This is a genomic window from Bradyrhizobium sp. BLXBL-01 (assembly GCF_051853025.1).
In the GTDB taxonomy this organism is placed as follows: Bacteria; Pseudomonadota; Alphaproteobacteria; order Rhizobiales; family Xanthobacteraceae; genus Bradyrhizobium.
Genome location: NZ_CP182471.1, coordinates 5688600 through 5714097, shown reverse-complemented (window position 1 = coordinate 5714097; position 25498 = coordinate 5688600). Strand labels below are relative to the sequence as shown.

Annotated in this window: 21 protein-coding genes; 15 read left to right on the top strand and 6 right to left on the bottom strand. The window is 66.2% G+C overall.

All coding sequences use genetic code 11. The annotated features are described in order from the left end of the window. Positions 1 to 154 precede the first annotated feature (154 nt). The 4 genes from ACNJYA_RS26545 to alkB all read left to right on the top strand — a co-directional run bounded on the left by ACNJYA_RS26545 (position 155) and on the right by alkB (position 3875). Positions 155 to 1504, top strand: coding sequence for an amidase (locus ACNJYA_RS26545; RefSeq protein WP_439400986.1), 1350 nt, complete (start codon positions 155 to 157; stop codon positions 1502 to 1504). Continuing rightward, a complete protein-coding gene (locus tag ACNJYA_RS26540; protein WP_172784091.1) occupies positions 1497 to 2183 on the top strand; it encodes a DUF2848 domain-containing protein in 687 nt (228 codons plus the stop codon). The genes ACNJYA_RS26545 and ACNJYA_RS26540 overlap by 8 nt, the downstream gene beginning before the upstream one ends. A gap of 282 nt (positions 2184 to 2465) precedes the next feature. Continuing rightward, positions 2466 to 3212, top strand: a complete 747-nt coding sequence (locus ACNJYA_RS26535) for a 2OG-Fe(II) oxygenase (protein WP_439400985.1) — start codon at positions 2466 to 2468, stop codon at positions 3210 to 3212. Positions 3213 to 3221: 9 nt separating this feature from the next. Then, entirely contained in the window at positions 3222 to 3875 is a 654-nt protein-coding gene (gene alkB / locus ACNJYA_RS26530; protein ID WP_439400984.1) for a DNA oxidative demethylase AlkB, read from the top strand. A gap of 171 nt (positions 3876 to 4046) precedes the next feature. Here the strand turns inward: alkB and ACNJYA_RS26525 are convergent, their stop codons facing one another. The 6 genes from ACNJYA_RS26525 to hpaH all read right to left on the bottom strand — a co-directional run bounded on the left by ACNJYA_RS26525 (position 4047) and on the right by hpaH (position 10444). Further along, positions 4047 to 5675: a thiamine pyrophosphate-dependent enzyme gene (locus ACNJYA_RS26525; RefSeq protein ID WP_439400983.1), complete on the bottom strand. Its 1629-nt coding sequence runs from the start codon at positions 5673 to 5675 to the stop codon at positions 4047 to 4049. 26 nt (positions 5676 to 5701) lie between these two features. Next, positions 5702 to 6571, bottom strand: a complete 870-nt coding sequence (locus ACNJYA_RS26520) for a fumarylacetoacetate hydrolase family protein (protein WP_439400982.1) — start codon at positions 6569 to 6571, stop codon at positions 5702 to 5704. Beyond that, entirely contained in the window at positions 6571 to 7554 is a 984-nt protein-coding gene (hpaD, locus tag ACNJYA_RS26515; RefSeq protein WP_439400981.1) for a 3,4-dihydroxyphenylacetate 2,3-dioxygenase, read from the bottom strand. Before hpaD ends, ACNJYA_RS26520 begins: the two co-directional genes overlap by 1 nt. 125 nt (positions 7555 to 7679) lie before the next feature. After that, the gene (gene hpaE / locus ACNJYA_RS26510) at positions 7680 to 9218 is read right to left on the bottom strand and encodes a 5-carboxymethyl-2-hydroxymuconate semialdehyde dehydrogenase (protein ID WP_439400980.1); all 1539 of its coding nucleotides are present in this window, start codon (positions 9216 to 9218) and stop codon (positions 7680 to 7682) included. Then, positions 9211 to 9609, bottom strand: a complete 399-nt coding sequence (locus ACNJYA_RS26505; protein ID WP_172784098.1) for a 5-carboxymethyl-2-hydroxymuconate Delta-isomerase — start codon at positions 9607 to 9609, stop codon at positions 9211 to 9213. Before ACNJYA_RS26505 ends, hpaE begins: the two co-directional genes overlap by 8 nt. 28 nt (positions 9610 to 9637) lie before the next feature. Next, entirely contained in the window at positions 9638 to 10444 is an 807-nt protein-coding gene (hpaH, locus tag ACNJYA_RS26500; RefSeq protein ID WP_439400979.1) for a 2-oxo-hept-4-ene-1,7-dioate hydratase, read from the bottom strand. A gap of 111 nt (positions 10445 to 10555) precedes the next feature. Between hpaH and hpaR the strand changes: the two genes are divergently transcribed. The 11 genes from hpaR (at position 10556) to folE (ending at position 25487) form a co-directional block, all read left to right on the top strand. Then, positions 10556 to 11074 (top strand): homoprotocatechuate degradation operon regulator HpaR, encoded by a 519-nt coding sequence (gene hpaR / locus ACNJYA_RS26495; RefSeq protein WP_260382848.1) that lies wholly within the window; start codon positions 10556 to 10558, stop codon positions 11072 to 11074. 115 nt (positions 11075 to 11189) lie between these two features. After that, the gene (locus ACNJYA_RS26490) at positions 11190 to 11966 is read left to right on the top strand and encodes an HpcH/HpaI aldolase family protein (protein WP_212259742.1); all 777 of its coding nucleotides are present in this window, start codon (positions 11190 to 11192) and stop codon (positions 11964 to 11966) included. 173 nt (positions 11967 to 12139) lie between these two features. After that, complete coding sequence (locus ACNJYA_RS26485; RefSeq protein WP_439400978.1) at positions 12140 to 13663, top strand: UxaA family hydrolase; 1524 nt, start codon at positions 12140 to 12142, stop codon at positions 13661 to 13663. A gap of 170 nt (positions 13664 to 13833) precedes the next feature. Next, entirely contained in the window at positions 13834 to 14355 is a 522-nt protein-coding gene (locus ACNJYA_RS26480; RefSeq protein WP_439400977.1) for a PAS domain-containing protein, read from the top strand. Then, positions 14333 to 15637, top strand: coding sequence for a methyl-accepting chemotaxis protein (locus tag ACNJYA_RS26475; RefSeq protein WP_439400976.1), 1305 nt, complete (start codon positions 14333 to 14335; stop codon positions 15635 to 15637). The genes ACNJYA_RS26480 and ACNJYA_RS26475 overlap by 23 nt, the downstream gene beginning before the upstream one ends. A gap of 278 nt (positions 15638 to 15915) precedes the next feature. Further along, positions 15916 to 19185, top strand: a complete 3270-nt coding sequence (locus tag ACNJYA_RS26470; protein WP_439400975.1) for a DUF2126 domain-containing protein — start codon at positions 15916 to 15918, stop codon at positions 19183 to 19185. 27 nt (positions 19186 to 19212) lie between these two features. Beyond that, positions 19213 to 21738: a circularly permuted type 2 ATP-grasp protein gene (locus ACNJYA_RS26465; protein ID WP_439400974.1), complete on the top strand. Its 2526-nt coding sequence runs from the start codon at positions 19213 to 19215 to the stop codon at positions 21736 to 21738. Then, entirely contained in the window at positions 21735 to 22613 is an 879-nt protein-coding gene (locus ACNJYA_RS26460) for a transglutaminase family protein (protein ID WP_439363783.1), read from the top strand. The genes ACNJYA_RS26465 and ACNJYA_RS26460 overlap by 4 nt, the downstream gene beginning before the upstream one ends. Before the next feature lie 252 nt (positions 22614 to 22865). Then, the gene (locus ACNJYA_RS26455; RefSeq protein ID WP_172784107.1) at positions 22866 to 23693 is read left to right on the top strand and encodes an HD domain-containing protein; all 828 of its coding nucleotides are present in this window, start codon (positions 22866 to 22868) and stop codon (positions 23691 to 23693) included. Between the two features lie 105 nt (positions 23694 to 23798). Continuing rightward, the gene (locus ACNJYA_RS26450) at positions 23799 to 24692 is read left to right on the top strand and encodes an alpha/beta fold hydrolase (protein ID WP_439400973.1); all 894 of its coding nucleotides are present in this window, start codon (positions 23799 to 23801) and stop codon (positions 24690 to 24692) included. A gap of 168 nt (positions 24693 to 24860) precedes the next feature. After that, the gene (gene folE, locus ACNJYA_RS26445; protein WP_212259729.1) at positions 24861 to 25487 is read left to right on the top strand and encodes a GTP cyclohydrolase I FolE; all 627 of its coding nucleotides are present in this window, start codon (positions 24861 to 24863) and stop codon (positions 25485 to 25487) included. Positions 25488 to 25498: the final 11 nt, after the last annotated feature.

Genomic DNA, 25498 nt, shown 5'->3' with positions numbered 1-25498 from the left:
CAGGCCTCGCGCCCGCCGGTTTCGAGCTTGATGCGACAATCGACCATGGCGCGTCAACGGTCCAGCAATGCGCATGCATGCCATCATGCGCACAATGCTTGTGTCGAGCTGAGTCAGCGCTATAGATTGCGCGCGAATATTCCGTGAGACAGACATGCCCGATTTTCCGACACTGGCGCAGCTCGCCGATGACCTCGAAAGCGGCCGCACCACCTCCCGCAAGTTGGTAGAGGCCTGCCTCGCCAGGATCGCCGACCCCGCCGGCGAAGGCCAGCGCGCCTTCATCCACGTCGACAAGGACGCCGCGCTCGCGGCGGCCGACGCGATGGATGCCTTGCGCAAGGCCAAGGCGGCGCCGTCGCGCTATGCCGGCATCCCGATCTCGATCAAGGATCTGTTCGACATCAAGGGCCAGGTGACGCGCGCCGGCTCGCGCGCGCTCGATGACTCAGCCCCGGCCGAGCACGATGCCGCGACGGTGGCGCGGCTGCGCGGGGCCGGCTTCGTCGTCATCGGCCGCACCAACATGACCGAGTTCGCCTTTTCCGGCATCGGCATCAATCCGCATTTCGGCACGCCGAAGGGGGCCTGGTACCGGTCCGAGGGCCACGTGCCCGGCGGCTCGTCGGCCGGCGCGGCGGTGTCCGTGCTCGACGGCATGGCGCATGGCGCGCTGGGCACCGACACCGGCGGCTCCTGCCGGATTCCGGCCGCCTTCAACGGCATCGTGGGCTACAAGCCGACGCAGCGGCGCGTGCCGCTCGACGGCTCGGTGCCGCTGTCGTTCTCGCTCGACAGCATCGGGCCGCTGGCACGATCGGTCAGTTGCTGTGCCATACTCGATGCCGTGCTCGCGGGCGAGCCGATCGTCGCGTTGAGGCCGCGGCCGATCCAGGGCATGCGCCTCGCGGTGCCCACCACGATCGCCCTCGACGATCTCGACGCAGAGGTGGCCAAGACCTTCGAGCGCGCGCTGAAGACGCTGTCCGATCACGGCGCCATCATCGAGCGGATCGAGATGGCGGAGTTCCACGACGTCGGCCCGATGAATGCCAAGGGCGGCTTCGCGGCGTCCGAGAGCTATGCCTGGCACCGCTATCTCATCACGGCCAAGGGCGACGTCTACGATCCCAGGGTCGCCGTGCGCATCATGCGCGGCGAGGCGCAGAGCGCGGCCGACTACATCGACCTGCTCAACGAACGCCGCTCGCTGATCGCGCGCGTCAACGCGCGCATCGCGCCCTATGATGCCCTGGTGCTGCCGACGACGCCCAACACACCGCCGAAGATCGCCGACCTCGCCGACGATCAGGCCTTCACCCGCGAGAACATCCGCGCCTTGCGCAATTGCAGCCTGATCAACCTGATCGACGGTTGCGCCATCTCGCTGCCCTGTCATCGCGAGGGCGACGTTCCCGTCGGCCTGATGCTGGCGGGCGCAGGCGGCTCGGACCATCGCATTTTCGAACTTGCTGCCGGCATGGAGGCCGTCATTCGTGTTTGACCTGACTTTCACCATCGACGCCAAGGACGCCACCACGCCGCTGACGCTGGCGATCGATCAGCTGGTCATCGCCGGCTGGACCGGCCGCGACACGGTCGCGCGCGACAAGCACATCGCCGAGCTGGAGGAGATGGGCATCGCCCGCCCGGCCTCGACGCCGATCTACTACCGCGCCTCGGCGCGGCGACTGACCCAGGAGGACAGCATCGAATGTACCGGTGGCGATTCCTCCGGCGAGGTCGAGTTCGTGCTGATCGGCTGGCAGGGCCGCATCTTCGTCGGCTGCGGCTCCGATCACACCGACCGCAAGGTCGAGGCCTACAGCGTCACGGTCTCCAAGCAGATGTGCGACAAGCCGGTTGCCTCGACGCTCTGGGAGCTCGAGGACGTCATCGGCCATTGGGACAAGATGATCCTGCGTTCCTACGCCACCATCAAGGGCGAGCGTGTGCTCTACCAGGAGGGCACGCTGGATGCGATGTTGCCGGTCGCTGACCTCATCGCGCGCGGCTTTGACGGCGGCAAGTTCCCCGACGGCAGCGCCATGTTCGGCGGCACCTTCGCCGCCAAGGGCGGCATCCGCCCGGCGGATCGCTTCGACTTCGAGCTGGAGGATCCCGTGCTGAAGCGGACGATCCGGCACGGGTATGACGTGGTGACGCTGCCGGTGAGGGGCTGAGTCCTCTCCTCACCGTCATTGCGAGCGAAGCGAAGCAATCCAGGGTCTCTCCGCGGAACCAGTCTGGATTGCTTCGTCGCAAGGGCTCCTCGCAAGGACGGGGAGAGAGTCATCGGAAATCGGGTGGCTTGTACAGCCGATATCTGCCACACCCACATCCGTCATTCCGGGGCGCGACGTAGTCGCGAGCCCGGAATCCATAACCACGATCGGGAGTATGAATTCCGGGCTCGCGCCCAAGAGGTCGCGCCCCGGAATGACGATGTGGATAGGACATCGCCTATGGCCATTGCATCACGTGTTGCCGCACCAGACTCTGGAACCGACCTCGCCGCCCACGTCGATGCCTTCGACTGGCCCCAAATCACCGCCGAGCTCGACACCCAGGGCTGCGCCGTCCTGAAGAACCTGCTGACGCCGGACCAATGCCGCGCCATCGCCGCGCTCTACCCGGACGATGCGCACTTCCGCAGCCGCATCGTCATGAGCCGCCATGGCTTTGGTCGCGGCGAGTACAAGTACTTTTCCTATCCGCTGCCCGATCTGATCGCGCAGCTCCGCCCCGCGCTCTACCCGCATCTTCAAGCCGTCGCCAATCGCTGGAACGAGGCGATGGGGATCGACATCCGCTATCCCGCCTCGCATGCGCCATTCCTGAAACGCTGCCAAGACGCCGGGCAGGCGCGGCCGACGCCACTGCTGCTGCAATATGAGGCTGGCGACTACAATTGCCTGCACCAGGACCTCTATGGCGAGCACGTATTCCCGCTCCAGGTTGCGATCCTGCTCTCCGAGCCCGGACGCGATTTCACCGGCGGCGAGTTCGTGCTGACCGAGCAGCGCCCGCGCATGCAGTCGCGCGCCGAGGTGGTGCCGCTCGCGCAGGGCGACGCGGTCGCCTTCGCTGTGCATCATCGCCCGGTGCAGGGGACACGCGGCACCTACCGCGTTAATCTCCGCCACGGCGTCAGCCGGATCAGGTCCGGCCAGCGCCACACGCTGGGTGTGATATTCCACGATGCCAAATGAGCGCTGCGATTGACGGGTGATTTGTTCGACAGCGTCGCCGAGGCGCAGCCGCAGCGCGAGGCGATCGCCGACGGCGCCGTGCTGCTACGCGGCTTCGTCAAGCCGATGGAGAGCGGGCTGATCGACGCGGCGCGCGCCATCGTGGCGCAATCGCCGTTCCGGCGGATGACGACGCCCGGCGGCCATCAGATGTCGGTGGCCATGACCAATTGCGGCGAGCGCGGCTGGATCACCGATCACACCGGTTACCGCTACGACCCCGTCGATCCGCGCACCGCTGCGCCATGGCCGGCGATGCCGCCGCTGTTTTGCGATCTCGCCCGCCGCGCCGCGGAGCAGGGCGGCTTTGAAGGCTTTGCCCCCGATGCCTGCCTCGTCAATTGCTACGAGCCGGGCACGCGGCTGTCGCTGCATCAGGACAAGGACGAGCTGGATTATTCCGCGCCGATCGTCTCGGTCTCGCTCGGCCTGCCCGCGACCTTCCTGTTCGGCGGCCTCGCGCGCAGCGACAAGCCGCGCCGCTTCCGCCTCGTCCATGGCGACGTGGTGGTCTGGGGCGGGGCCAGCAGGCTCGCCTATCACGGCGTCGCGCCGCTTGCCGACGGCGAGCATCCGCTGCTCGGCCGGAAGCGGATCAATCTGACCTTCCGCAGGACGCGGTGACGCGTTTCCTTCTCCCCTTGTGGGAGAAGGTGCCTTCCCGAAGGGAAGGCGGATGAGGGGTCTCGATCCGCGGAGACAGACCCCTCATCCGTCTCGCTGCCGCTTCGCGTCAGCGATCCACCTTCTCCCACAAGGGGAGAAGGAAAGAGTCCCGGAACGACGACGCTTCGTTTAAGGCTTCGGCGGGTGAATGAAAGCCCACGGGCTGACTTCGGAATCCCTGGGCACCTCGACGGAAATCAGCACCGGCCCGCCGTGGCCGAGCGCCTTCTCCATTGCCGCCCTGAACTGCTCCGGCGCGGTGACGCGCGCAGCAGTCACGCCAAAGGACTCCGCGAGCTTGACGAAATCCGGATTGACGAGATCGGAGGCCACGACGCGGCCGTCGAACCGTTCGCGCTGGTCGCGGCGGACATTGCCGTAGGCGTTGTTGTTGAACACCAGCGTCACCACGCCGATGTTGAACTGCACGGCGGTGGCAAGCTCCTGCACGCCGAACATGAAACCGCCGTCGCCGGTGATGGCGACGACCGGCTTGTCGGGATTGGCGACCTTGGCGCCGAGCGCAGTCGGAAAGCCCGAGCCGAGCGTGCCCTGGTAGCCCGAGGTGATGAAGGTGCGCGGCTGGTAGATCGGAAAGCCGTACCAGGAGGCGAAGCCGACCTGCGACAGTTCGTCGGTGACGATCGCGTCCGCCGGCAGCACCTCGCGCAGGATGTTGAGATAGGCCATCTGCGGCTGGATGCGCTGGATCTCGGCTTGCGCTGCTGCGGTGGCCTCGCGAATGTCTTCGCGTCGGCTGCGGCTCTTGGCGTAGCCGGCCTTCTTCACGGCCGCGACGAGATCGGCCGTACCGGCCTTGGCATCGGCGACAATTGCAACATCGGCGGCGAGCCGGCGCATCTCGGCCGGATCGATGTCGATGCGAATGGATTTCAGGCCGCTCGGTTGATAGGGCCAGCGGAAGCCGGAGCCCGGCAGCTCAGCGCGCGTGCCGATCGCGATCATCAGATCGGTCTTCGGCCACAGCCTGTACGCCGCGGCCATGGTGAGCCCGAGCTCATGCGCATTGGAGACGATGCCGCGGCCACTGCGGAAGGCGACCACCGGCGCATCGATCATCTCGGCGAGCTCGAGGATCTCCTCACCCGCTTCGATCGCGCCGCTGCCGACGAAGATCATCGGCGCCTTGCTCGCCTTGATCAGCGCTGCCGCCTGCTTGATCATATCAGGATCGGGCTGCGGCGCCGACAGCGGCTCCAGCACCTGCGCAGGCACTGTTGCCGCGCGCTGCGTGAAGACGTCCCAGGGCATCTCGACCGAGGCGGGACCGCGCCGCCCCGACATCATCTCCTGGAACGCGCGCGACACGATTGTCGGCGCGTTGCTGGGATGTTCGATCCGCTCGGCCCATTTCACATAGGTGCGCAAGGTCGCGAGCTGGTCCGGCATCTCGTGCAGATGGCCGCGGCCCTTGCCGAGAAATTGCGTCGGCACCTGGCCAGTCACGCAGAGCACCGGCTCGTTGCAGCCGAAGGCGGTGAGCAGCGCCGCGCTGGCGTTGAGCACGCCCGGGCCGGGCACCACGCTGAACACGCCGGGCCTGCCGCTGGCGCGCGCATAGCCGAACGCCATGTAGCCGCAGGCCTGCTCGTGTCGTGCGCCGATCACCTTGAGCTGGGCCTGATGGAAGGCGTCGAACAGGCCGTAGACCTGCGCGCCGGGCAGGCCGAACACGGTGTCGACGCCGTGGGCGACAAGCCCGCTTACGATCGCTTCGCCGCCGGTGAGGGTGGTCATTTTGGCACTTCCATTTCGGTTGTTGGTCAGGCCTCGTCGACGACGCCGTTGCGCAAAGAGCCGATGCCCTCGGCCGCAACTTCGATCACGTCGCCCGGCTTCAAATATCGCGGTGGATCGAACCGCGCACCGGCGCCGGTCGGTGTCCCCGTGACGATCACGTCGCCGGGAACGAGCGTTGCGAAGGTCGAGATATAGCTGATGAGGTAGCGGAACGAAAACATCAGCCGGCTGGTGCGGTCGTCCTGCCTGAGCTCACCGTTGACATGCGTGGTGAGGCGGATGTCGGCGATCTGGTACTCCTTCGTGTAGGGCACCAGCCACGGACCGAGGCTGCCGCTGGAATCGAAGTTCTTGCCCTGCGTGACGTTGAACTTGGCGTGGCGCAGCCAGTCGCGCACCGAGCCCTCGTTGCAGAGCGTGAGCGCCGCGATGTGATCGAGCGCGCTGCTCTCCGGAATGTGCCTGCCTTGCTTGCCGATCACCAGCACGATCTCGCCCTCATAGTCGAGCTGCGCGGAGGCACGCGGGCGCACCAGCGGCGTGTCGTGGCCGACGAAGGAGCGGGGCGAGCGCATGAACATGCTCGGATATTTCGGCGCCTCCTGCCCGTCCTTGTACTCGGCATTGCGATCGGGATAGTTGACGCCGATGCAGATGATCTTTTCCGGCGCGGGGATCGGCGGCAGCCAGCTGATCTCGGTGAGCGCGTGGTCCGGCGTGCGGCTGGCGGCCTCTTCGGCAAAGCTGATGAGCTTGCCCGCAGCAATCACCTCGCGCAGCGTCGGATAGGTCTTGGCATAGCGGGCGGAGAGATCGACGATGCCGCCTTCCAGGACGGCGCCATAGCCGACATCACCCTTGACGGAAAAAGTGGCGAGACGAGGCAGCTTCATCAGTCCGCCACCAGCACGTCGGCCACGAATTTCGGCTCGCGCACGGCCTGGCCCGTGAACGGCGAGCCCTGCTCGAACCAGGAACGCGGGGCAGGGGCGCCCCACAGCGTCTGACGGCGCGGATCGCGCAGCGACCAGCGCAGCGGCTCGTGGTCGTGATCGCCCGTGAAATAATCGCTGGTGTAGAGCTCGAGGCGGTGCCCGTCGGGATCGCGCACATAGAGGAAGAACGCGTTCGAGATGCCGTGGCGCCCCGGGCCGCGCTCGATGTTCTTCACAAAGCCTTGCGAGGCCATGACGTCGCAGAGATGGATGATGTTCATCGCCGTCGGCGTCCAGTAGGCGAAATGGTGCAGCCGCGGGCCCTTGCCGTTTGTGATCGCAAAATCGTGGACGTTGCCCTTGCGGTGCATCCAGGCCGCGGCAATGCGCCCGTTCGGCCCGTCCTCCTCGGCATATTCGGTGAGGCGGAAGCCGAGCCGGGCGTAGAATTCCATCGTGTCCTGCACTTCGGCGGCGAAGACGTTGAAATGATCCAGCCGCTGCGGGTGGCAGCCCCGGTAGAGGTCGTAGCGGCGCAGGAGATGCGGCCGCCGCTCCATCGCCGCATAGAGCTCGATCTGGAAGCCGAAGGGATCGGTGAACTGCAGGGTACGGCCTTGGAAGGCCTGGTCGGCGAAGGCGTAGGCGAGGCCGTTCTCGGAGAGGAACGCGGCAGCCTTGTCGAGGTCTTTGTCGTTGCCGACCTTGAAGCCGAGCCGGGCGCAAGCCGGCACGGCTGCCTTGCGCAGCACCAGCGAGTGATGCTGGTGCTCCTCGGCCGCGCGCAGGTACACGGCGTTATCGTCGGCGTCCTCGACGTGGAGGCCGACAATGGTTTCGTAGAACTCGCGGCTCAGCTTCAAATCGGTGACGTCGAGCACGACGTGGCTGGAGCGGATGATGTTGAACGGCGGCTCGAAGATGTGTTGCGGTACGGGCATGTGCGTTTCCCCTCGGTTCTGTCATTCCGGGGCGGCTCGCAGAGCCGAGCCCGGAATCCATCGCGCAGCAGAGTTGGTGGATGAATGGATTCCGGGCTCGCGCTCCGCGCGCCCCGGAATGACAATCAAATCCCCAGCTTCTGAATCTTGTGCGTGCCCCGCGCCAGCGAGACGTGCTTGGTTTCCATGTAGAAGTCGAACGAGTAATCGCCGCCGTCGCGGCCGATGCCGCTAGCCTTCATGCCGCCGAACGGCGTCGGCAGATGGCGGACATTCTCCGAGTTCAGCCAGATCATGCCGGCCTCCAGCGCATCGGCAACGCGCAGTGCGCGGCCAACATCGTTGGTCCAGACATAGCCTGTCAGGCCATAGCGGATGTCGTTGGCGATCTCCACGGCGTCCTTCTCGTCCTTGAACGGCAGCACGGTGAGGAACGGGCCGAACACCTCCTCCTGCGCCACGCGCATTTTGCCGTGCGCATTGGTCACCAGCGTCGGCTCGACATAATGCCCGCCGCCCGGCCCGTCATAAGGCTTGCCGCCGACCGCGATCGTGGCGCCGTCCTGGCGCGCGACGTCGAAATAGGAGCACACCTTTGCCAAATGCCGCTCGTGGATCAGCGGCCCGATCTCGGTGGCGGGATCGAGGGGATGGCCGACCCTCAGCGCCTTCACGCGCGCGGTCAGCTTCTCCACGAATTTGTCCGCGATGCTCTGCTGGATCAGCAGTCGGCTCGATGAGGTGCAGCGCTCGCCGTTGAGCGAGTAAATCATGAACACGACGGCATCGAGCGCGCGGTCGAGATCGGCGTCGTCGAACACGATCACCGGGTTCTTGCCGCCGAGCTCGAAATGCACGCGCTTCAAGGTCGGCGCGCCCTGCATCATGATCGCCGAGCCCGTCGCGCTCTCGCCGACGAAGCCGATCGCCTTGATGGCGGGATGCTCGGTCAGCGCCTTGCCCGCTTCCTCGCCGAAACCGTGCACGGTGTTGAGCACGCCGTCGGGAACGCCGGCTTCCTTGACGAGCTTGGCGAGAATGGAGGCCGTCACCGGCGACCATTCGGCCGGCTTGTGCACGACCGTGCAGCCGGCCGCCAGGGCAGGGGCGATCTTCCAGGTCGAAAGCATGAACGGCGTGTTCCACGGCGTGATCACGCCGACGGGACCGATCGGCACGCGCGTGGAGACGTTCCAGTGCTCGTCGCTCGGCGTGTTGAGGCCGTCGCGCGCCTCCGCGCATTTGTCGGCGAAGAAGCGGAAATTCTCCGCGGCGCGGATCGCGGCCTTGGCCATGAAGCGATGGGCCTGGCCGGTGTCGATGCATTCGAGCACCGCAATGTCGTCGGCATTGTCCTCGATCGCGTCGGCCACCCGATGCAGCAGCTTCTTCCGCATCGCCGGCCCGATGTCGCGCCAGGACTTGAACGCGAGCGCCGCCGCGGTCGCCGCCGCGTCGATATCCTCGGCATTGCCCCGCGCGACGCTGGCGAGCACGGCACCATCGACCGGCGATCTCGTCTCGAAGGTCTCGCCTGAGATCGAGGCGACGGTCTTGCCGTCGATCATGTGGCCGATGCCGTCCGCGCGCAGAGTCTTCAGCAGCGGCGCGACGCGGTCGCGGTTGGCCTGGAATAGATCGGCTTTCGGCGTGGGCTTATCCATGAGCGGCCTCCGCTTTCAGGGCGTCGTGAATATTGTTGCGCTTCCAGCTGGTGTCCTTGTCGTTGATCTGCATGTCGAACGACAGAGCGAACTTGCTGGCGGCGAAGACGGGGTCGAGATGCTTCGAGAGCGCCTGAAAAACATGCTCGCCGGCTTTCTGGCGGGTGGGAAGGTCGCGGCCCTCGCCGATGCGCAGCACCATGTCCAGGAACCCGTAGTCCTGCCGCGCATCCGCGATCGCATAATGCTCGCACCTGACAGCGCGAACGCGGATGCCGCCGAGCGGGAAGATGCCGGTCTCGCTGGCTGCCTTGCGCACAACCTCGCACACCGCGGCGATGTCGAGGCGGCCGTCGAGATTGGCCGAATATTCGATGGTGAAATGCGGCATCGCGGTTTCACTCCCTGTCGTCTTTCGTTTACGCGAAGTAGCAGCTCACCGAGCCGTAGGCGCCATAATCGGCCTGGATTGTGTCGCCCTTGCGGGTCTCGATCGGACGGATGAACGAGCCGGCGAGCACAACCTGGCCCGGTTCGAGCGCCAGCCCAAGCGGCGCGATCTTGTTGGCAAGCCACGCCACGGCGGTCGCAGGATGATTGAGCACGCCGGCGGCAAGGCCCGTCTCTTCCAGCTGGCCGTTCTTGAAGCACAGCGCGCCGATCCAGCGCAGGTCAGCATCGAGCGGGCGGATCGGCCGCCCGCCGAGCACGATGCCGGCATTCGCCGCATTGTCGGCGATGGTGTCGAAGATCTTGCGCGTCGCCTTGGTCTTGGGATCGACGCGCTCGATGCGCGTATCCAGGATCTCCAGCGCCGGCACCACGAAGTCGGTGGCGTTGAGCACGTCGAATAGCGTGCAGTCGGGCCCCGAAAGGCGCTTGCTCATGACGAAGGCGAGCTCGGCTTCGACGCGCGTCGCGATGAAGCGCTCGGTCGGAACGATTCCGCCATCGGCGAAGAACATGTCGTCGAGCAGCACGCCGGAATCCGGCTCGTCAATGCCAAGCGCGCTCTGCATCGCCTTCGAGGTCAGGCCGATCTTGTGGCCTTTGACCACCCGCCCCTCGGCGATCTTGACGTCGACCCAGGCCTTCTGAATCGCGTAGGCGTCCGCGATGGTGATGTCGGGGAAGTCTTGCGAGAGCTGCCGGATCTGCGTGCGGGTTTTCTCCGCCTGGTGCAGACGCCTCGCGCAAGCCTGGATATCGTCGTTGGAAAGCGCCATGCGTGATCTTACAAATCGTGGTGCCGCGAGATACTTAACATGTTAAGTGAATGCGTCAAACACAAATTCGACTTGCTGCACTGCAAACGTTTTGCGGCTTGAAAGGGCGTCATGACCAAGAAATCCGCCGATCCCGCCAACGGTCACCCGCCGGCCGCGCGCCAGGTGCCGATGCGCGATTTCTCGCGCTCGCTGCCGATGTCGTTGCTGCGGGCCCGGGAAGCGGTGATGCGGCAGTTTCGTCCCTCGCTGCGCGAGCACGGCCTGACCGAGCAGCAATGGCGCATCCTGCGGGCGCTGGCGGCGATCGAGGCGGTCGAGGTCACGGAACTCGCGCGCACCGCGTTCCTGCTCGGGCCGAGCCTGTCGCGCATCCTGCGCGATCTCGAGGCCCGCAACCTGATCGAGCGCAAGACCGCGAAAGCCGATCAGCGCCGCAGCATGGTCTCGATCTCGAAGGAAGGGCTGAAGCTGATGGCGTCGGTGGCGCCGACGTCGGAGGCGATCTATGCCGAGATCACGCGGCGCTTTGGCGCCCGCAAGCTCGCCGAATTGCAGGAGATGCTCGGCGAGCTCGAACGGAGCCTTGCGGAGCTCGGAGGCGCGGACGAGACAATAGCCGAGGAGTGAAACCAGATATGCGTGCGTGCGCGGCGAGAGCCATGGACATTCACGCTTTTTTTCGCTCAAAGTGCGGCCCAACCCGATCCGCGGCGAGTGAGAGCAACAGGGAAGGAAAGGCAACGTGGCGAATAAAGTCAAAGAGATCTGGAAGTCGGGCAAGGCCGTCGTCAACGCGTGGCTTGCCATACCCTCCGGCTTCTCGGCCGAGATGATCGCGCAATGCGGCTTCGACAGCGTCACGGTCGACATGCAGCACGGGGTGCAGGACTATCTCTCGATGGTGCAGTGCTTCCAGGCCATGGACAAGCATCCGATCACCCCGATGGTCCGCGTGCCCTGGAACGAGCCCGGCATCATCGGCAAGGTGCTCGACGGCGGCGCCTATGGCGTGATCTGTCCGATGGTCAACACGCCGCAGGAAGCCCGGAACCTGGTCTCCTATTCGAAATATCCCCCCAAGGGCGTGCGCTCCAACGGCCCGATCCGCGCCGGCATGTACGGCACCGCGGGTTCGTACCAGAAGACGGCCAATGACGAGATCGTGCTGCTGCCGATGATGGAGACGCGGACCGCCGTCGAGAACATGGAAGCGATCCTCGACGTCGAAGGCATCGACGGCGTCTATATCGGCCCGTCCGATCTCGGCTTCTCCTACGGCCTCGAGCCCAAGCTCGACCGCAGCGAGCCCGAGATCCTCGCGATCTACGAGAAGATTATCAAGGAATGCAGCAAGCGCGGCCTCAACCCGGGCATCCATTGCAGCGGCGCCGAAGGCGCGGCGCGCGCCATCAACATGGGCTTCAAGCTGGTGACGCTGTCCAATGAAGTCGGCCTGATGACGACCTACGCCAAGATGCAGGTGAACGCGACCCGCAAGGATTCGGGCGGCAAGGCTTGAACTCTTTCCCTCTCCCCGTTCTTACGGGGAGAGGGTCAGGGTGAGGGGCCTCTCTCAACACGACTAATCTAACGATCGAACGCGCGGCTTGCCCCTCACCCGGATCGCTGCGCGATCCGACCTCTCCCCGTAAGAACGGGGAGAGGTGAAGTAAGAGACCCAAGGAGACTCCCATGACCATCAGCCCCGTCATCCGCCTGCATCCCGATGATGGCGTGGTGATCGCGCGCGCGAGCCTGCCGCCGGGAACATTGGTCGCCGACGGCGTGAGCACGGTCGATCGCATCCCCTCCGGCCACAAGGTCGCGATCAAGCCGATCGCGGTAGGAGAGCCGATCAGGCGCTACGGTCAGATCATCGGCTTTGCCACGCAGGCGATCGCGCCGGGCCAGCACGTGCACGTGCAGAACTGCGGCATGGGTGATTTCTCAAAGGACTATGCCTATTGCGTCGACGTCAAGCCGACGCCGAATTTCGACCTGCCGGCGACCTTCGAAGGCATCCGCCGTCCGGACGGCCGCGTCGCCACGCGCAACTATATCGGCATCCTCACCTCGGTGAATTGCAGCGCGCATGTCGCGAGCCTCGTCGCCGACGTCTTCAAGAAGAATCCGTTCACCGGTGAAAATCCGCTGGCCGATTTCCCCAACGTCGACGGCGTGGTCGCGCTGACCCACAAAACCGGCTGCGGCATGACGCAGAACGAGCCGCTGGCATTGCTCCGCCGCACGCTCGGCGGCTATGCGCGGCACGTCAATTTCTCCCACGTCATCGTGCTCGGCCTCGGCTGCGAGGTGAACCAGATCGGCGGTCTGATGGAAGAGCAGAAGCTCGCCGGACGCCTGCGCTCGATGGACATCCAGGAGGTCGGCGGCACCCGCAAGACGGTGGAGGCCGGCATCGCGTTCGTGCGCGAGGCGCTGACTGACGCCAACAAGGTCAAGCGCGAGACGGTGCCGGCGAGCGAGCTCACCGTGGCGCTGCAATGCGGCGGCTCGGACGGCTATTCCGGCGTGTCGGCCAATCCCGCGCTCGGGGCGGCCAGCGACCTCATCGTGCGCCACGGCGGCACCGTGATCCTGTCGGAGACGCCGGAGACCTACGGCGCCGAGCACCTGCTCACGCGCCGCGCCGTCAGCCGCGAGGTCGGCGAGAAGCTGGTCGATCTGATGCGCTGGTGGGACGAGTACACGACGCGCGAAGGCGCCGAGATGAACGCCAATCCCAGCCCCGGCAACAAGGCCGGCGGCCTCACCACCATCCTGGAGAAGTCGCTCGGCGCGATGGCCAAGGCCGGCACCACCAACCTCGTCGAGGTGCTGCGCTACGCCGAGCCCGTCACCAAGAAGGGCTTCGTGTTCATGGACACGCCCGGCTACGATCCGGTCGCCGCGACCGGACAGGTCGCCGGCGGCGCCAACCTCGTCTGCTTCACCACGGGCCGCGGCAGCGTGTTCGGCTGCAAGCCGGCGCCGTCGATCAAGCTCGCCACCAACACGCCCATGTACAAGCGCATGGAAGAGGACATGGACGTCAATTGCGGCACCATCCTCGAAGGCGAGGAGAGCGTCGAGCAATGCGGCCAGCGCATCTTCGAGCTCATCCTCAAGACCGCCTCGGGCCAGCCGACCAAGAGCGAGAGCTTTGATTTCGGCGGCGCCGAGTTCGCGCCCTGGGTGTTGGGCGCGACGATGTAATAGTGCTGATGCACCTCGCTGCAGGATGCCGACACCTACGTACTCATACGTAGGTGTCATATGACCGCAGGAGTTTCCGCGGTCACTCGGGATTAACATTTCGCACCGTATTCGTGAGGTGATGCGGGCTACCCTTCGAGGGCGCTGCCCTTCGACAGGATTCGTCAACGATGACGCATGCGATACGGCCGACTGGCGTGGAAAATCTCCTCGGCGAGGAGGAGCTGATCGTGTCCAAGACCGATCTCAAGGGCCGCATCACCTACGCCAACGACGTCTTCATCCGGATGGCGAAATATTCTTACGCCGAGCTGATGGGCGCGCCCCACAGCCTGATCCGCCATCCCGACATGCCGCGCGCCGTCTTCAAGCTGCTCTGGGACACGCTGCAGTCCAGGCAGGAGATCTTCGCCTACGTCGTCAACCTGGCGAAGGACGGCAGTCACTACTGGGTGTTCGCCCACGTCACGCCGACGTTCGACGAGCGCGGCAACATCGTCGGCTATCACTCCAACCGTCGCAAGCCGGATCCCGCGCAGATCGAGCGCATCAAGCCGATCTACAAGACGCTGTGCGCCGAAGAGGCGCGGCATGCCAATGCCAAGGAGGGCATGCAGGCAAGCTTCGAGGCGATGGTCGGGCTGCTCAAGCAACAGGGTGTCGGTTACGATGAATTTGTGCTCTCTCTCTAAGGCGCAGGGAGCGACCGCGCTCGCGTGTGGTCTTGCCGTCGTCGCGTTCGTTCTCTCTCTTCTCGGCATGACCGGGATCACGAGTGCCGCTCTGCTTGGCGCGACGATCGCCCTCTCCGGCTATGCCGTCTGGTGTCAGCACCGCACGGCGGTTGCCGTCGACGAGGTCGCTGATGTGTGCCGCAAGGCGGCGGGCGGCGATCTTGAGGCGCGCATCCTCAGCGGGCGGCAGGCCGGGCGGATCGGGGCGATCCAGAAATCCGTCAACGACATGCTCGACATCACCGATGCGTTCCAGCGCGAAGCTTCGGCGTCGATGGAGTATGCCAGCCGCGGCAAGCATTTCCGCAAGATCCTGGCGCGCGGATTGCCCGGCTCGTTCCGCCGCTCGGCGACCGTCATCAATGCCGGCACCGACAGCCTCGGCCGCAGGGTCGTCGAGATCGCGGACCTGGCCAGGCAGTTCGGTACGCATCTCGACCAGGTTGCGGGCACGCTGATGGGCGCCGCGACCGATCTCGGATCCGACGCCGGCCAGATGGCGGCGGCGGCGGAGAAGACCAGCTTGCAGACCTCCGGCGTGCTCTCTGCCTCCGACCAGGCCTCGCGCAACGTCGCCACCGTCGCCAGCGCCGCCGAGCAGCTCGCATCGTCGATCGCCGAGATCAACCGCCAGGTGGCCGGCTCGACCGCGAGCACGGGGCGGGCGGTGAACGAAGCCAATCGCGCCGGCAGCGAGATCCGCAGCCTTGCGGACGCCGCGATGCAGATCGGCGACGTCGTCAAGCTGATCAGCGAGATCGCCTCGCAGACCAACCTGCTCGCGCTCAACGCCACCATCGAGGCGGCCCGCGCAGGGGAGGCCGGCCGCGGCTTCGCGGTGGTGGCCTCCGAGGTCAAGAGCCTCGCCAACCAGACCGCCAAGGCGACCGAGGAGATCAGCGCCAAGGTCGGCGAGATGCAGCAATCGACCAGCAATTCGGTCGCGGCCGTCGAGGCGATCGCGCAGACCATCGCCGAGATCAACGGCATCACCGCCTCGATCGCGGCCTCGATCGAGCAGCAGGGGGCGGCGACGCGCGAGATCGCCCGCAACGTTCACGAAGCCTCCGCCGGCACCTCGCAGGTCTCCTCCAACGTCACAGGCATCAGCGAAGCCGCCGCCGACACCGGCCGCGTCGCCAGCCGCGTCAACCACGCCTCCGAACGCGTCCACGGCGAAGTCGAGACGCTGCGCCGCGAAGTGACCCAGTTCTTGCAGCGGTTGACGTCCGCGGCGTAACGCGCTCTCTCTTTCCCTCTCCCCTTGCGGGAGAGGGTGGCTCGCCGCGAAGCGGCGAGACGGGTGAGGGGTCTCTTTCCTGACGACCGATCTTGCGACTGGAGAGATACCCCTCATCCGGCGCTTCGCGCCACCTTCTCCCGCAAGGGGAGAAGGAAGAAAGGCGCCCACAAACACTCGGCCCGCACCTTACCTAGGCACACTCTGCCCGTTGTTAGTGCTTGATCGCGTTGACCTCAGGTGTTCTGCTCAAAAAAGCTGCTGGAGCACCGCACCCCGTGTCGATCTACGTCGCGCTACACCACGTCACGCACTACAAATACGACCGCCCGATCGACCTTGGCCCGCAGACCATCCGGCTGCGGCCGGCGCCGCATACCCGCACGCCGATCCTGAGCTATTCGCTCAAGGTCACGCCTTCAAATCATTTCGTGAACTGGCAGCAGGACCCGCAGGGCAACTGGCTGGCGCGCTACGTCTTTCCGGAGAAGACCACCGAGCTGAAATTCGAGGTCGACTTCACGGCGCAGATGACCGTGGTCAACCCGTTCGACTTCTTCGTCGAGCCCTATGCCGACAGCTTTCCGTTCGACTATCCCAAGGATTTGAAGACGGAGCTCGCGCCGTACCTCGAGACCATCAAGCCCGATCGCCTGTTCGCCAAGTTCCTCGATACGATCCCGCACGAGGCCCCGAACACCGTCAATTTCCTGGTCGACCTCAACCGCGAAATCCAGAAAAAGGTCCGCTACATCATCCGCATGGAGCCGGGCGTGCAGACGCCGGAGGAGACGCTTGTCTCCGGCGCAGGCTCATGCCGCGATTCCGCGTGGCTGCTGATCCAGACCGTGCGCCATCTCGGGCTCGCCGCCCGCTTCGTCTCCGGCTATCTGGTCCAAATCCGTCCCGACATCGATCCGATCGAGGGACCGCCGGAAGTCGAGAACGATTTTACCGATCTGCACGCCTGGGCCGAGGTCTATCTGCCGGGTGCAGGCTGGATCGGATTCGACGCGACCTCGGGCATGCTCGCAGGCGAAGGGCACATCCCGGTCGCAGCCACGCCGCACTACCGTTCGGCGGCGCCGATCTCGGGAGGGGCCGGCTTTGCCGAGGTCGAGTTCTCCTTCGACATGAGCGTAAAGCGCATCCGCGAGGCGCCGCGCATCACAAAACCGTTCTCCGACGAATCCTGGGCGCGGCTCAACGATCTCGGCGAGCAGGTCGATGGCGATCTCGCCGCTGATGACGTGCGGCTCACCATGGGCGGCGAGCCGACCTTCGTCTCGGTCGACGATCTCGAGGCGGGCGAGTGGAATACGGAAGCCGTCGGCCCGACCAAGCGCGCGCTCGGCGACGATCTGATCCGCCGCCTGCGCACGCGCTTCGCGCCGGGCGGACTGCTGCATTACGGCCAGGGCAAATGGTATCCCGGCGAGAGCCTGCCGCGCTGGGCCTTCGGTCTGTACTGGCGCAAGGACGGCGTGCCGATCTGGAATAACGCGGACCTCATTGCCAAGATCGAAAATCCGCGCAAGCCCGAGGTCAAGGACGCCGAGGCCTTCATGGAAGGCACCGCGGCGCGGCTCGGCGTCGACCTCGGCTACATCATGCCGGCCTATGAGGACCCTGCTTACTGGCTGATGAAGGAAGCCGAGCTTCCCATCAACGTCGATCCCTCCGATTCCAAGCTGTCCGATCCCGAGGCGCGCGCCCGCATGGCGCGGGTGTTCGACGAGGGCCTGAACACGCCGCGCGGCTTCGTGCTGCCGATCCAGCGGTGGAATGCGCCGCCACGCTGGCGCAGCGAGCGCTGGCCGCTCCGGCGCAGTCATCTGTTCCTGATGCCTGGCGATTCACCGCTCGGCCTGCGCCTGCCGATCGGCTCGCTCGGCTACGTGCCGCCAAATCAATATCCCTACATCGTCGAGCAGGACCCGATGGAGGCGCGCGCCAAGCTTCCGGTGTTCACGCCGCCGGCGCGCCCGAAATCGCCGCCCCGGGAAGCGCCCGAGAAGCTCAACACCGCGATCCCGGTCCGCACCGCGATGTCGATCGAGATCCGCGACGGCGTGATCTGCGCCTTCATGCCGCCGGTCGAGCGTATCGAGGACTATCTCGAGCTGGTTGCTGCGCTCGAAGCCACGGCGGAGGAGATGCAGCTCCAGGTCCATGTCGAGGGTTATCCGCCGCCGTTCGATCCGCGCATCGAGGTGATCAAGGTGACGCCTGATCCTGGCGTCATCGAGATCAACATCCAGCCAGCCAGGAGCTGGCGCGATGCGGTCGAGATCACCACCGGCCTCTACGAGGATGCGGCCAAGGTGCGGCTCGGCGCCAACCGCTTCCTGGTCGACGGCCGTCACACCGGCACCGGCGGCGGCAATCACGTCGTGGTCGGCGGCTCCTCACCGCAGGATTCGCCGTTCCTGCGCCGGCCCGATCTCTTGAAGAGCCTGGTGCTCTATTGGCAGCGCCATCCCGCGCTGTCCTACTTCTTCTCCGGCCTGTTCATCGGCCCGACCAGCCAGGCGCCGCGCATCGACGAGGCGCGCCACGACAGCATCTACGAGCTCGAGATCGCGCTCTCGCACGTGCCGCCGCCCGGCTATCAGACGCCGCTGTGGCTGGTGGACCGGCTGTTCCGGCACCTATTGGTCGACATCACCGGCAACACCCACCGCGCCGAGATCTGCATCGACAAGCTGTATTCGCCGGAAGGGACGACGGGGCGGCTCGGCCTCGTCGAATTCCGCGCGCTCGAAATGCCGCCGGACCCGCGCATGTCGCTGGCACAGCAGCTCCTGATCCGCGCGCTGATCGCCAAGTTCTGGCGCGAACCGCTGAGCGGCAAGTTCGTGCGCTGGGGCACCGCGCTGCACGACCGCTTCATGCTGCCGCATTTCATCTGGGAAGATTTTCTCGACGTGCTCGGCGAGCTCAAGCAATCGGGCTATCCGTTCGAGCCGGAATGGTATCTGGCCCAGCTCGAATTCCGCTTCCCCGCTTTCGGCCGCATCCATCATGGCGGCGTGACGCTGGAACTGCGCCAGGCGCTGGAGCCTTGGCACGTGCTCGGCGAGGAGGGCTCGGCCGGCGGCACCGTGCGCTATGTCGACAGCTCGGTCGAGCGGCTCCAGGTCAAGGCCGAAGGCTTCGTCGAGGGCCGCCACGTCGTCACCTGCAACGGGCGCCGCCTGCCGATGACCCCGACCGGCCGCTCCGGCGAGGCCGTGGCCGCCGTCCGCTTCAAGGCCTGGCAGCCGGCCTCCGGCCTGCACCCGACCATCCCCGTCCACGCGCCGCTGACCTTCGACCTGATCGACACCTGGAACGGCCGCTCGCTCGGCGGCTGCGTTTATCACGTCGCCCATCCCGGTGGGCGCAACTACGACACCAAGCCGGTCAACACCTACGAGGCCGAGGCGCGGCGGCTGGCGCGCTTCCAGGACCACGGCCACACCCCGGGGCCGATGCAGCCGCCGCCCGAGGAACGCACAAATGAGTTTCCGCTGACCCTCGACTTGCGAACCCCGCTCCTGCAATGAGTATGATGGTGGGGCAGGGAGAGGCGCATGGCCGAGGGCGCAGCCGAGCAGGACGACAAGGCGGGAAAGGCGCAAGGCCTGCGTGACGGCCAGCGCCGCCTCGCGCAATGGGTCCGCGACTATAGCCGGCTGCCCGGTATCCCCGACGAGTTCTTGAGCCCCGACGGCAGCCCGCGCGCGGTCTGGAGCCGCTTCTTCGATGCCTTCGGCGCGCTGGCGCCCGACGAGATCGAGCGGCGCTTCGGCATGGCCGACCGTCACTTGCGCGAGGCCGGCGTCACCTACCGCGCGCCCGGCGACAGCGCCGACCGCCCCTGGTCGCTCAGCCACCTGCCGCTTCTGATCGATGAAGCCGACTGGCAGCAGCTCTGCGCCGGCATCACCCAGCGCGCCGAGCTGCTCGAGCGCGTGCTGCGCGACATCTATGGCGAGGGGCGCCTCGTGGCGGAAGGCGCGCTCCCTGCCGCGGCGATCGCCGGCAGTCCCGAATATCTCCGTCCCGTCTGCGGCGTGCCGCCGCCGGGCGGACGGTATCTGTCGATCTATGCCGCCGATGTCGGCCGCGGGCCCGACGGCCGCTGGTGGGTGCTCGGCGACCGCACCCAGGCGCCCTCGGGCGCGGGCTACGCGCTGGAAAATCGCCTGGTGCTGTCGCGCGCCTTCTCCGATCTCTACAAGTCGATGAACGTGCCGCGTGTCGCGCCGTTCTTCGAGGCGTTCCGCGACTCCCTGCGCGCGCGCGCCGATCGCGACGAGCCGCGCATCGGCGTGCTCACCCCCGGCAGCTTCAGCGAGACCTATTTCGAGCACGCGACGCTGGCGCGCTATCTCGGCTTCCTGCTGGTCGAGGGCGACGACCTCGCGGTCAGCGACAATCGCGTCCACATCCGCACGGTTGCCGGTCTGAAGCGGCTCGATGTCCTCCTGCGCCGGGTCGATTCCAACTCGCTCGACCCGCTCGAGCTCGATGCCTCCTCGCATCTCGGGGTGCCCGGCCTGATCGACGTCTTGCGCAAGGACGGCGTCGTCGTCGCCAACATGCCGGGCTCGGGCGTCTTGGAGGCGCGGGCGCTGCTCGGCTTCCTGCCGGCGCTGAGCCGCCGCCTGCTCGGCGAAGACCTGAAGATGCCGCATATCGCGACCTGGTGGTGCGGCCAGCGCAACGCGCGCGACGAGGTGCTGGCGCGGCTCGACGAAGTTGCAATCGAAGGCGCCTATCGCCGCGGCGTTCCCGGCTTCGACTCGCTTGGCCCGGTGCTCGCGAGCGAGCTCGACGCGGGCGACCGGCAGCGCCTGATCGATGCGATCAGCGCGCGCGGCATGGATTATGTCGGCCAGGAGGTGGTGCGGCTCTCCACCATGCCGGTGTGGGAGCAGGGCCAGATCACGCCGCGCCCCTTCGTGCTGCGGGTGTTTGCGGCCGCAACACCGGACGGCTGGGCCATCATGCCCGGCGGCTTCTGCCGGATCGCCGAGCAGCCGGACGCGCGCGCGGTGTCGATGGGCGACGGCGCGCGCGCCGCCGACGTCTGGGTCGTCTCCAACAAGCAGGTCGCGACCGCGACGCTTCTGCCCGCGACGGACAAGGTCCGCATCCGCCGCATCGCCGGCGTGCTGCCGAGCCGCGCCGCCGACAATCTGTTCTGGCTCGGCCGCTACCTCGAGCGCGCCGAGGCGACGCTGCGCCTGGTGCGTGCGCTTGGTTCGCCGAGCGGGCCCAACAAGGGCACGGCGGCCTCGGCGCAATCGGCCGAACGCATCCAGCGCCTGCTGGTGGCCTGGGGCGCGGTCTCGCAATCCTCGCGCACGGCCGCGGGGCGCATCGTCGCCGAAGCGCTGCAGAGCGCGGAGCGTTTCGGCTCGGCCCTGTCGCTGGTGCGCGCGGCGCAGCGCACCGCGACCTCCTTGCGCGAGCGGCTGTCGCCCGATGCCTGGCAGGTGATCACGGAAATGGCCGAGCGTCTCGCCTACGAGGTCGAGGACGACGACAGCGTGCTGAGCGCCGCCGAGCTGACCTTGCAGGAGCTGGCGAGCTTCGCAGGCCTTGCGCAGGAGAACATGAACCGCGCCGCCGGCTGGCGGTTCCTCGACATCGGCCGCCGCGTCGAGCGCGCCATCAACACCACGCGCTTCACGCGCCAGTTCGCCTATGACGAGGCCGGCGATGAGGATCTCGACATCCTGCTGACGCTGGTGGACTGCCAGATCACCTACCGCTCGCGCTATCTGCTGGCGCCGATCCTGGCCCCGGTGCGCGACCTCGCGGTGCTCGACGGCTACAATCCGCGTTCGGTGGCGTTTCAGGTGACGACGCTGAACGAGCACATTGCCGCGCTGCCGAGCCTGAAGGAGCACGGCCTGATCGAGAAGCCACAGCGTCTCGCCGTGGCGATGCAGGCGATGCTCGCGACCGCGGAGGCCGAGAAGCTCGAGGTCAAGACGCTGTTCGCGCTGGAGCAGGATCTGCTCAGCCTCGCCGAAGCGATCGGGCAGCACTACTTCCCGCATGGCCCCAATGCCGCCCGGCCGGAAAAGCTGACGGGGCTGGCGTGATCTACGACATCCGTCACGTCACCACCTACGAGTACGAGAATCCCGTCAGCTTCGCCCGCTGCACGCTGCGGCTGGAGCCCAGAAGCGGCGGCGGCCAGGAGCTGATCTCGCACGAGGTCGAGATCCATCCCCGCCCGTCCGAGCGCAACGTGCGGCGCGACTTCTTCGGCACGCTGACCGAGAGCGTGACGATCGAAGCCGCGCATCGCAATCTGCGCATCGACTCGCGTTCGCGGGTTTCGATCTCGCGCCGGCCGCTGGCGCGCGATGCGGTCAGCCCGCCCTGGGAGAGCATTCGCGACATCGCGTTCGAAGCAACCAGCCTCGGGCCGTCCTCGCCGGTCGGCTATGTCTTTGCCAGCCCCCTGGTGCCGGTGCTGCGCCCGGTCAGCGCCTATGCCGGGATGAGCTTTCCGCCCGGCGCGGGCATCCTCACCGGCGCCGTCGACCTGATGCGGCGCATCCGCAGCGAATTCCGTTACGATCCCAAGGCGACCGTGATCTCGACGCCGCTCGACGAGGTCTTCGACAAGCGTCACGGCGTCTGCCAGGACTTTGCCCATGTCATGATTGCCGGGCTGCGCGGGCTCGGCCTGCCCGCGGCCTATGTCAGCGGCTATTTGCGCACCATTCCGCCGCCGGGCCAGCCGCGGCTGCAAGGTGCCGACGCCACCCACGCCTGGGTGTCGCTGTGGTGCGGGGCCGAGCTCGGCTGGATCGATCTCGATCCGACCAACGATCTCCTCATCGGCAACGATCACATCGTGCTCGCAATGGGGCGCGATTTTTCCGACGTCTCGCCGGTCGACGGCATCATCGTCGGCTCGCCCAAGCAGAAGCTCGCCGTCGCCGTCGACGTGCTGCAGGTGGAGTAGCCGGCCCGCGCGTCCAATTCCCTGCGGTGCCGCGCCCCGAGCGGCGGCGGCGGCTTTCCGGCTGCTTTGGGTTGTGTTAAACTTTGGCCGCAACCGTGATGTTGCGCAGCGAAACGGCGCGGTATTTTCGTATTTTCGTCCCCGACGTTTGGTTACCCGGCCCAAGATGGGCTATGCTCCCCGCTGCGTCGAGGACAAGAATGAGACGTCGGGAGACGGCATGGGACACCAGCGGCGGACGGGGCTGCATCCATGATAACCTTACCGAGACTGGCGGCCGAATCCCTGGAGGAATTCCTCGGCAAGTTCCTGCGTCGCCGGTTCGATGAAACTGCCGCGAGCATCGTGGAGAGTGCGACCCGCACCGCGATGGAGTGTATCGGCAACAGCGATGCGCTCTATCACAATATCGAGCATACGATGCTGGTGACGCTGGCAGCCCAGGCGATCCTCCGCGGCCGAAGTCTTCATACCCATCTGTCGGCCGAGGATTACGTCCACGTCCTGATCGCCTGCCTCGCTCACGACATCGGCTATGTGCGAGGCCTGTTCGAGGAGGACGATGAGGACGGCTTTCTGGTCGACGCGGCCGGCACCAAGGTTTCCCTGCCGCGGGGTGCATCCGATGCCAGCCTGATGATGTATCACGTCGATCGATCGAAATTGTACGTGACGCGGCGACTGCGGCATATTCCGGGACTCGATCCGGAACGCGTCGCCCGTGCCATCGAAGGCACCCGGTTCCCCGCTCAGCAGGGCCAGGACTATGACGACGAAGCTTCGATCCTGCGTGCGGCCGACTTCATCGGCCAGCTCGGCGATCCCAATTATCTGCGCAAGGCCAACGCGCTCTATTACGAGTTCGAGGAGGTCGGCATCAACCGCCAACTCGGCTACGACTCGCCCGCCGACATCGTGAACCGCTACCCGCAATTCTATTGGAACAGCGTCGCACCGCACATCCAGACCGAGATCGGCTATCTCAACAAGACCGAGATTGGCCGGCAATGGATCGCCAATCTCTACAGCAACGTGTTCCGCGCCGAACGCGACATCTCGCTGTCCGGTCCGCAGAAGTAGATCGGGCTCTCGTAGCCCGGATAAAGCGAAATCCGGGATTCGCGGATGCTCGCGGCCCGGCTTGCGCTGCGCTCCATCCACGTGGCCCAACGCCGTGAGCAAATCATGCAACAAAAAACCGTCACCACGGATATCCTCGAGATCGCCTATCGCGAATACGGTGCGCCGGACGGCTGGTCCTGCATCATGGGGCACGGCTTTCCCTATGACGTGAACGCCTATGCCGAGACCGCGCCGATCCTTGCTGAGGCCGGCGCACGCGTGCTGGTGCCCTGGTTGCGCGGCTATGGGCCGACGCGTTTCCGTTCCACTGCAACGCTGCGCTCCGGCGAGCAGGCGGCTCTTGGCGCCGATCTTCTGGCCTTCATGGATGCGCTTCGTATCGAGCGCGCAATCGTCGGCGGCTATGATTGGGGAGGGCGCGCCGCCTGCGTGGTCTCGGCGCTCCATCCGGAGCGCGTGATCGGTCTCGTCTCCGGCAATTCCTACAACATCCAGAACATCGCCCGATCCATGGAGCCGGCTTCGCCACCGGAGGAGGCGGCGCTCTGGTATCAATATCTCTTCCACAACGAGCGCGGCCGCCGCGCGCTGGAGCGCAACCGCCGCGGCTTTGCGCGTCAGCTCTGGACGATGTGGTCGCCGAAATGGACGTTCGACGACGCGACGTTCGAGACGAGCGCTGCATCGTTCGACAATCCTGACTTCGTCGATGTCGTGATCCACTCCTACCGCCACCGTTATGCGCTGGTGGCGGGCGATCCCGCCTATGCGGGAATGGAGGCAAAGCTCGCCGCGCAGCCGCCGATCCGTGTGCCGACCATTGCGATCGACGGCGACAGCGACGGCGTCAATCCCGGCACCGCCCACCACGCGCGCAAGTTCGAGGGATTTTTCGAGCGCCGCGTCTTCACCGATGCCGGTCACAACCTGCCGCAGGAGCGGCCCGCCGAATGGGCGCAGGCCGTGATCGACGTCCGGAAAGCGGCTGCGTCATAGGCAGCGCCGACGCGCCTTCGGCGCTCCTCACCTGAGGCTATGGCGCGCCGGCGCCGGGCCAACGACCCGTTCGCCAAATTTCCCTGATCTGCGGGAACCTTTTCCGATTGCAGCCGTCCAAGCTGTGGGCCGGCTTCCATAGGCGGGCTCGTTGCAGGGAGGATCTTGATGAAATCATCAGTGCGCAAGCTGGAACGTGTCGCGGTGGCGCAGGCGCCGTCCGATCGGCCGGACAAAGCGGAGGTCGAGCAGGCGATCCGGACCATGATCCGCTGGGCCGGCGATGATCCGGCGCGCGACGGTTTGCGCGAGACACCTGATCGCGTTGCACGCGCTTTCGAGGAATATTTTTCCGGATACGCGCAGGACCCGACCGAAATCCTGCAGAAGACCTTCGAGGAGATCGAAGGCTATGACGAGATGATCGTGCTGCGCGGCGTCCGCTTCGAGAGCCATTGCGAGCACCACATGGCGCCGATCGTCGGTCGCGCCTGGGTCGCCTATATTCCGCAGGGGCGCGTCGTCGGCATCAGCAAGCTTGCACGCGTGGTGGACGTCTACGCGAAACGGCTCCAGATCCAGGAGAAGATGACTGCGCAGATCGCCAATACCATCAACGACGTGCTCAAGCCCGAAGGCGTCGGCGTCATCATCAAGGCGACACATCATTGCATGACCACGCGCGGTGCGCACAAGCCCGGGACCGATCTCGTCACCAGCCGCATGCTGGGTGTGTTCCGCGACAATGCGCTGACGCGCCAGGAACTGCTGGGGCTCGCCAATTCGGACGATTGACCCCGCGCGCG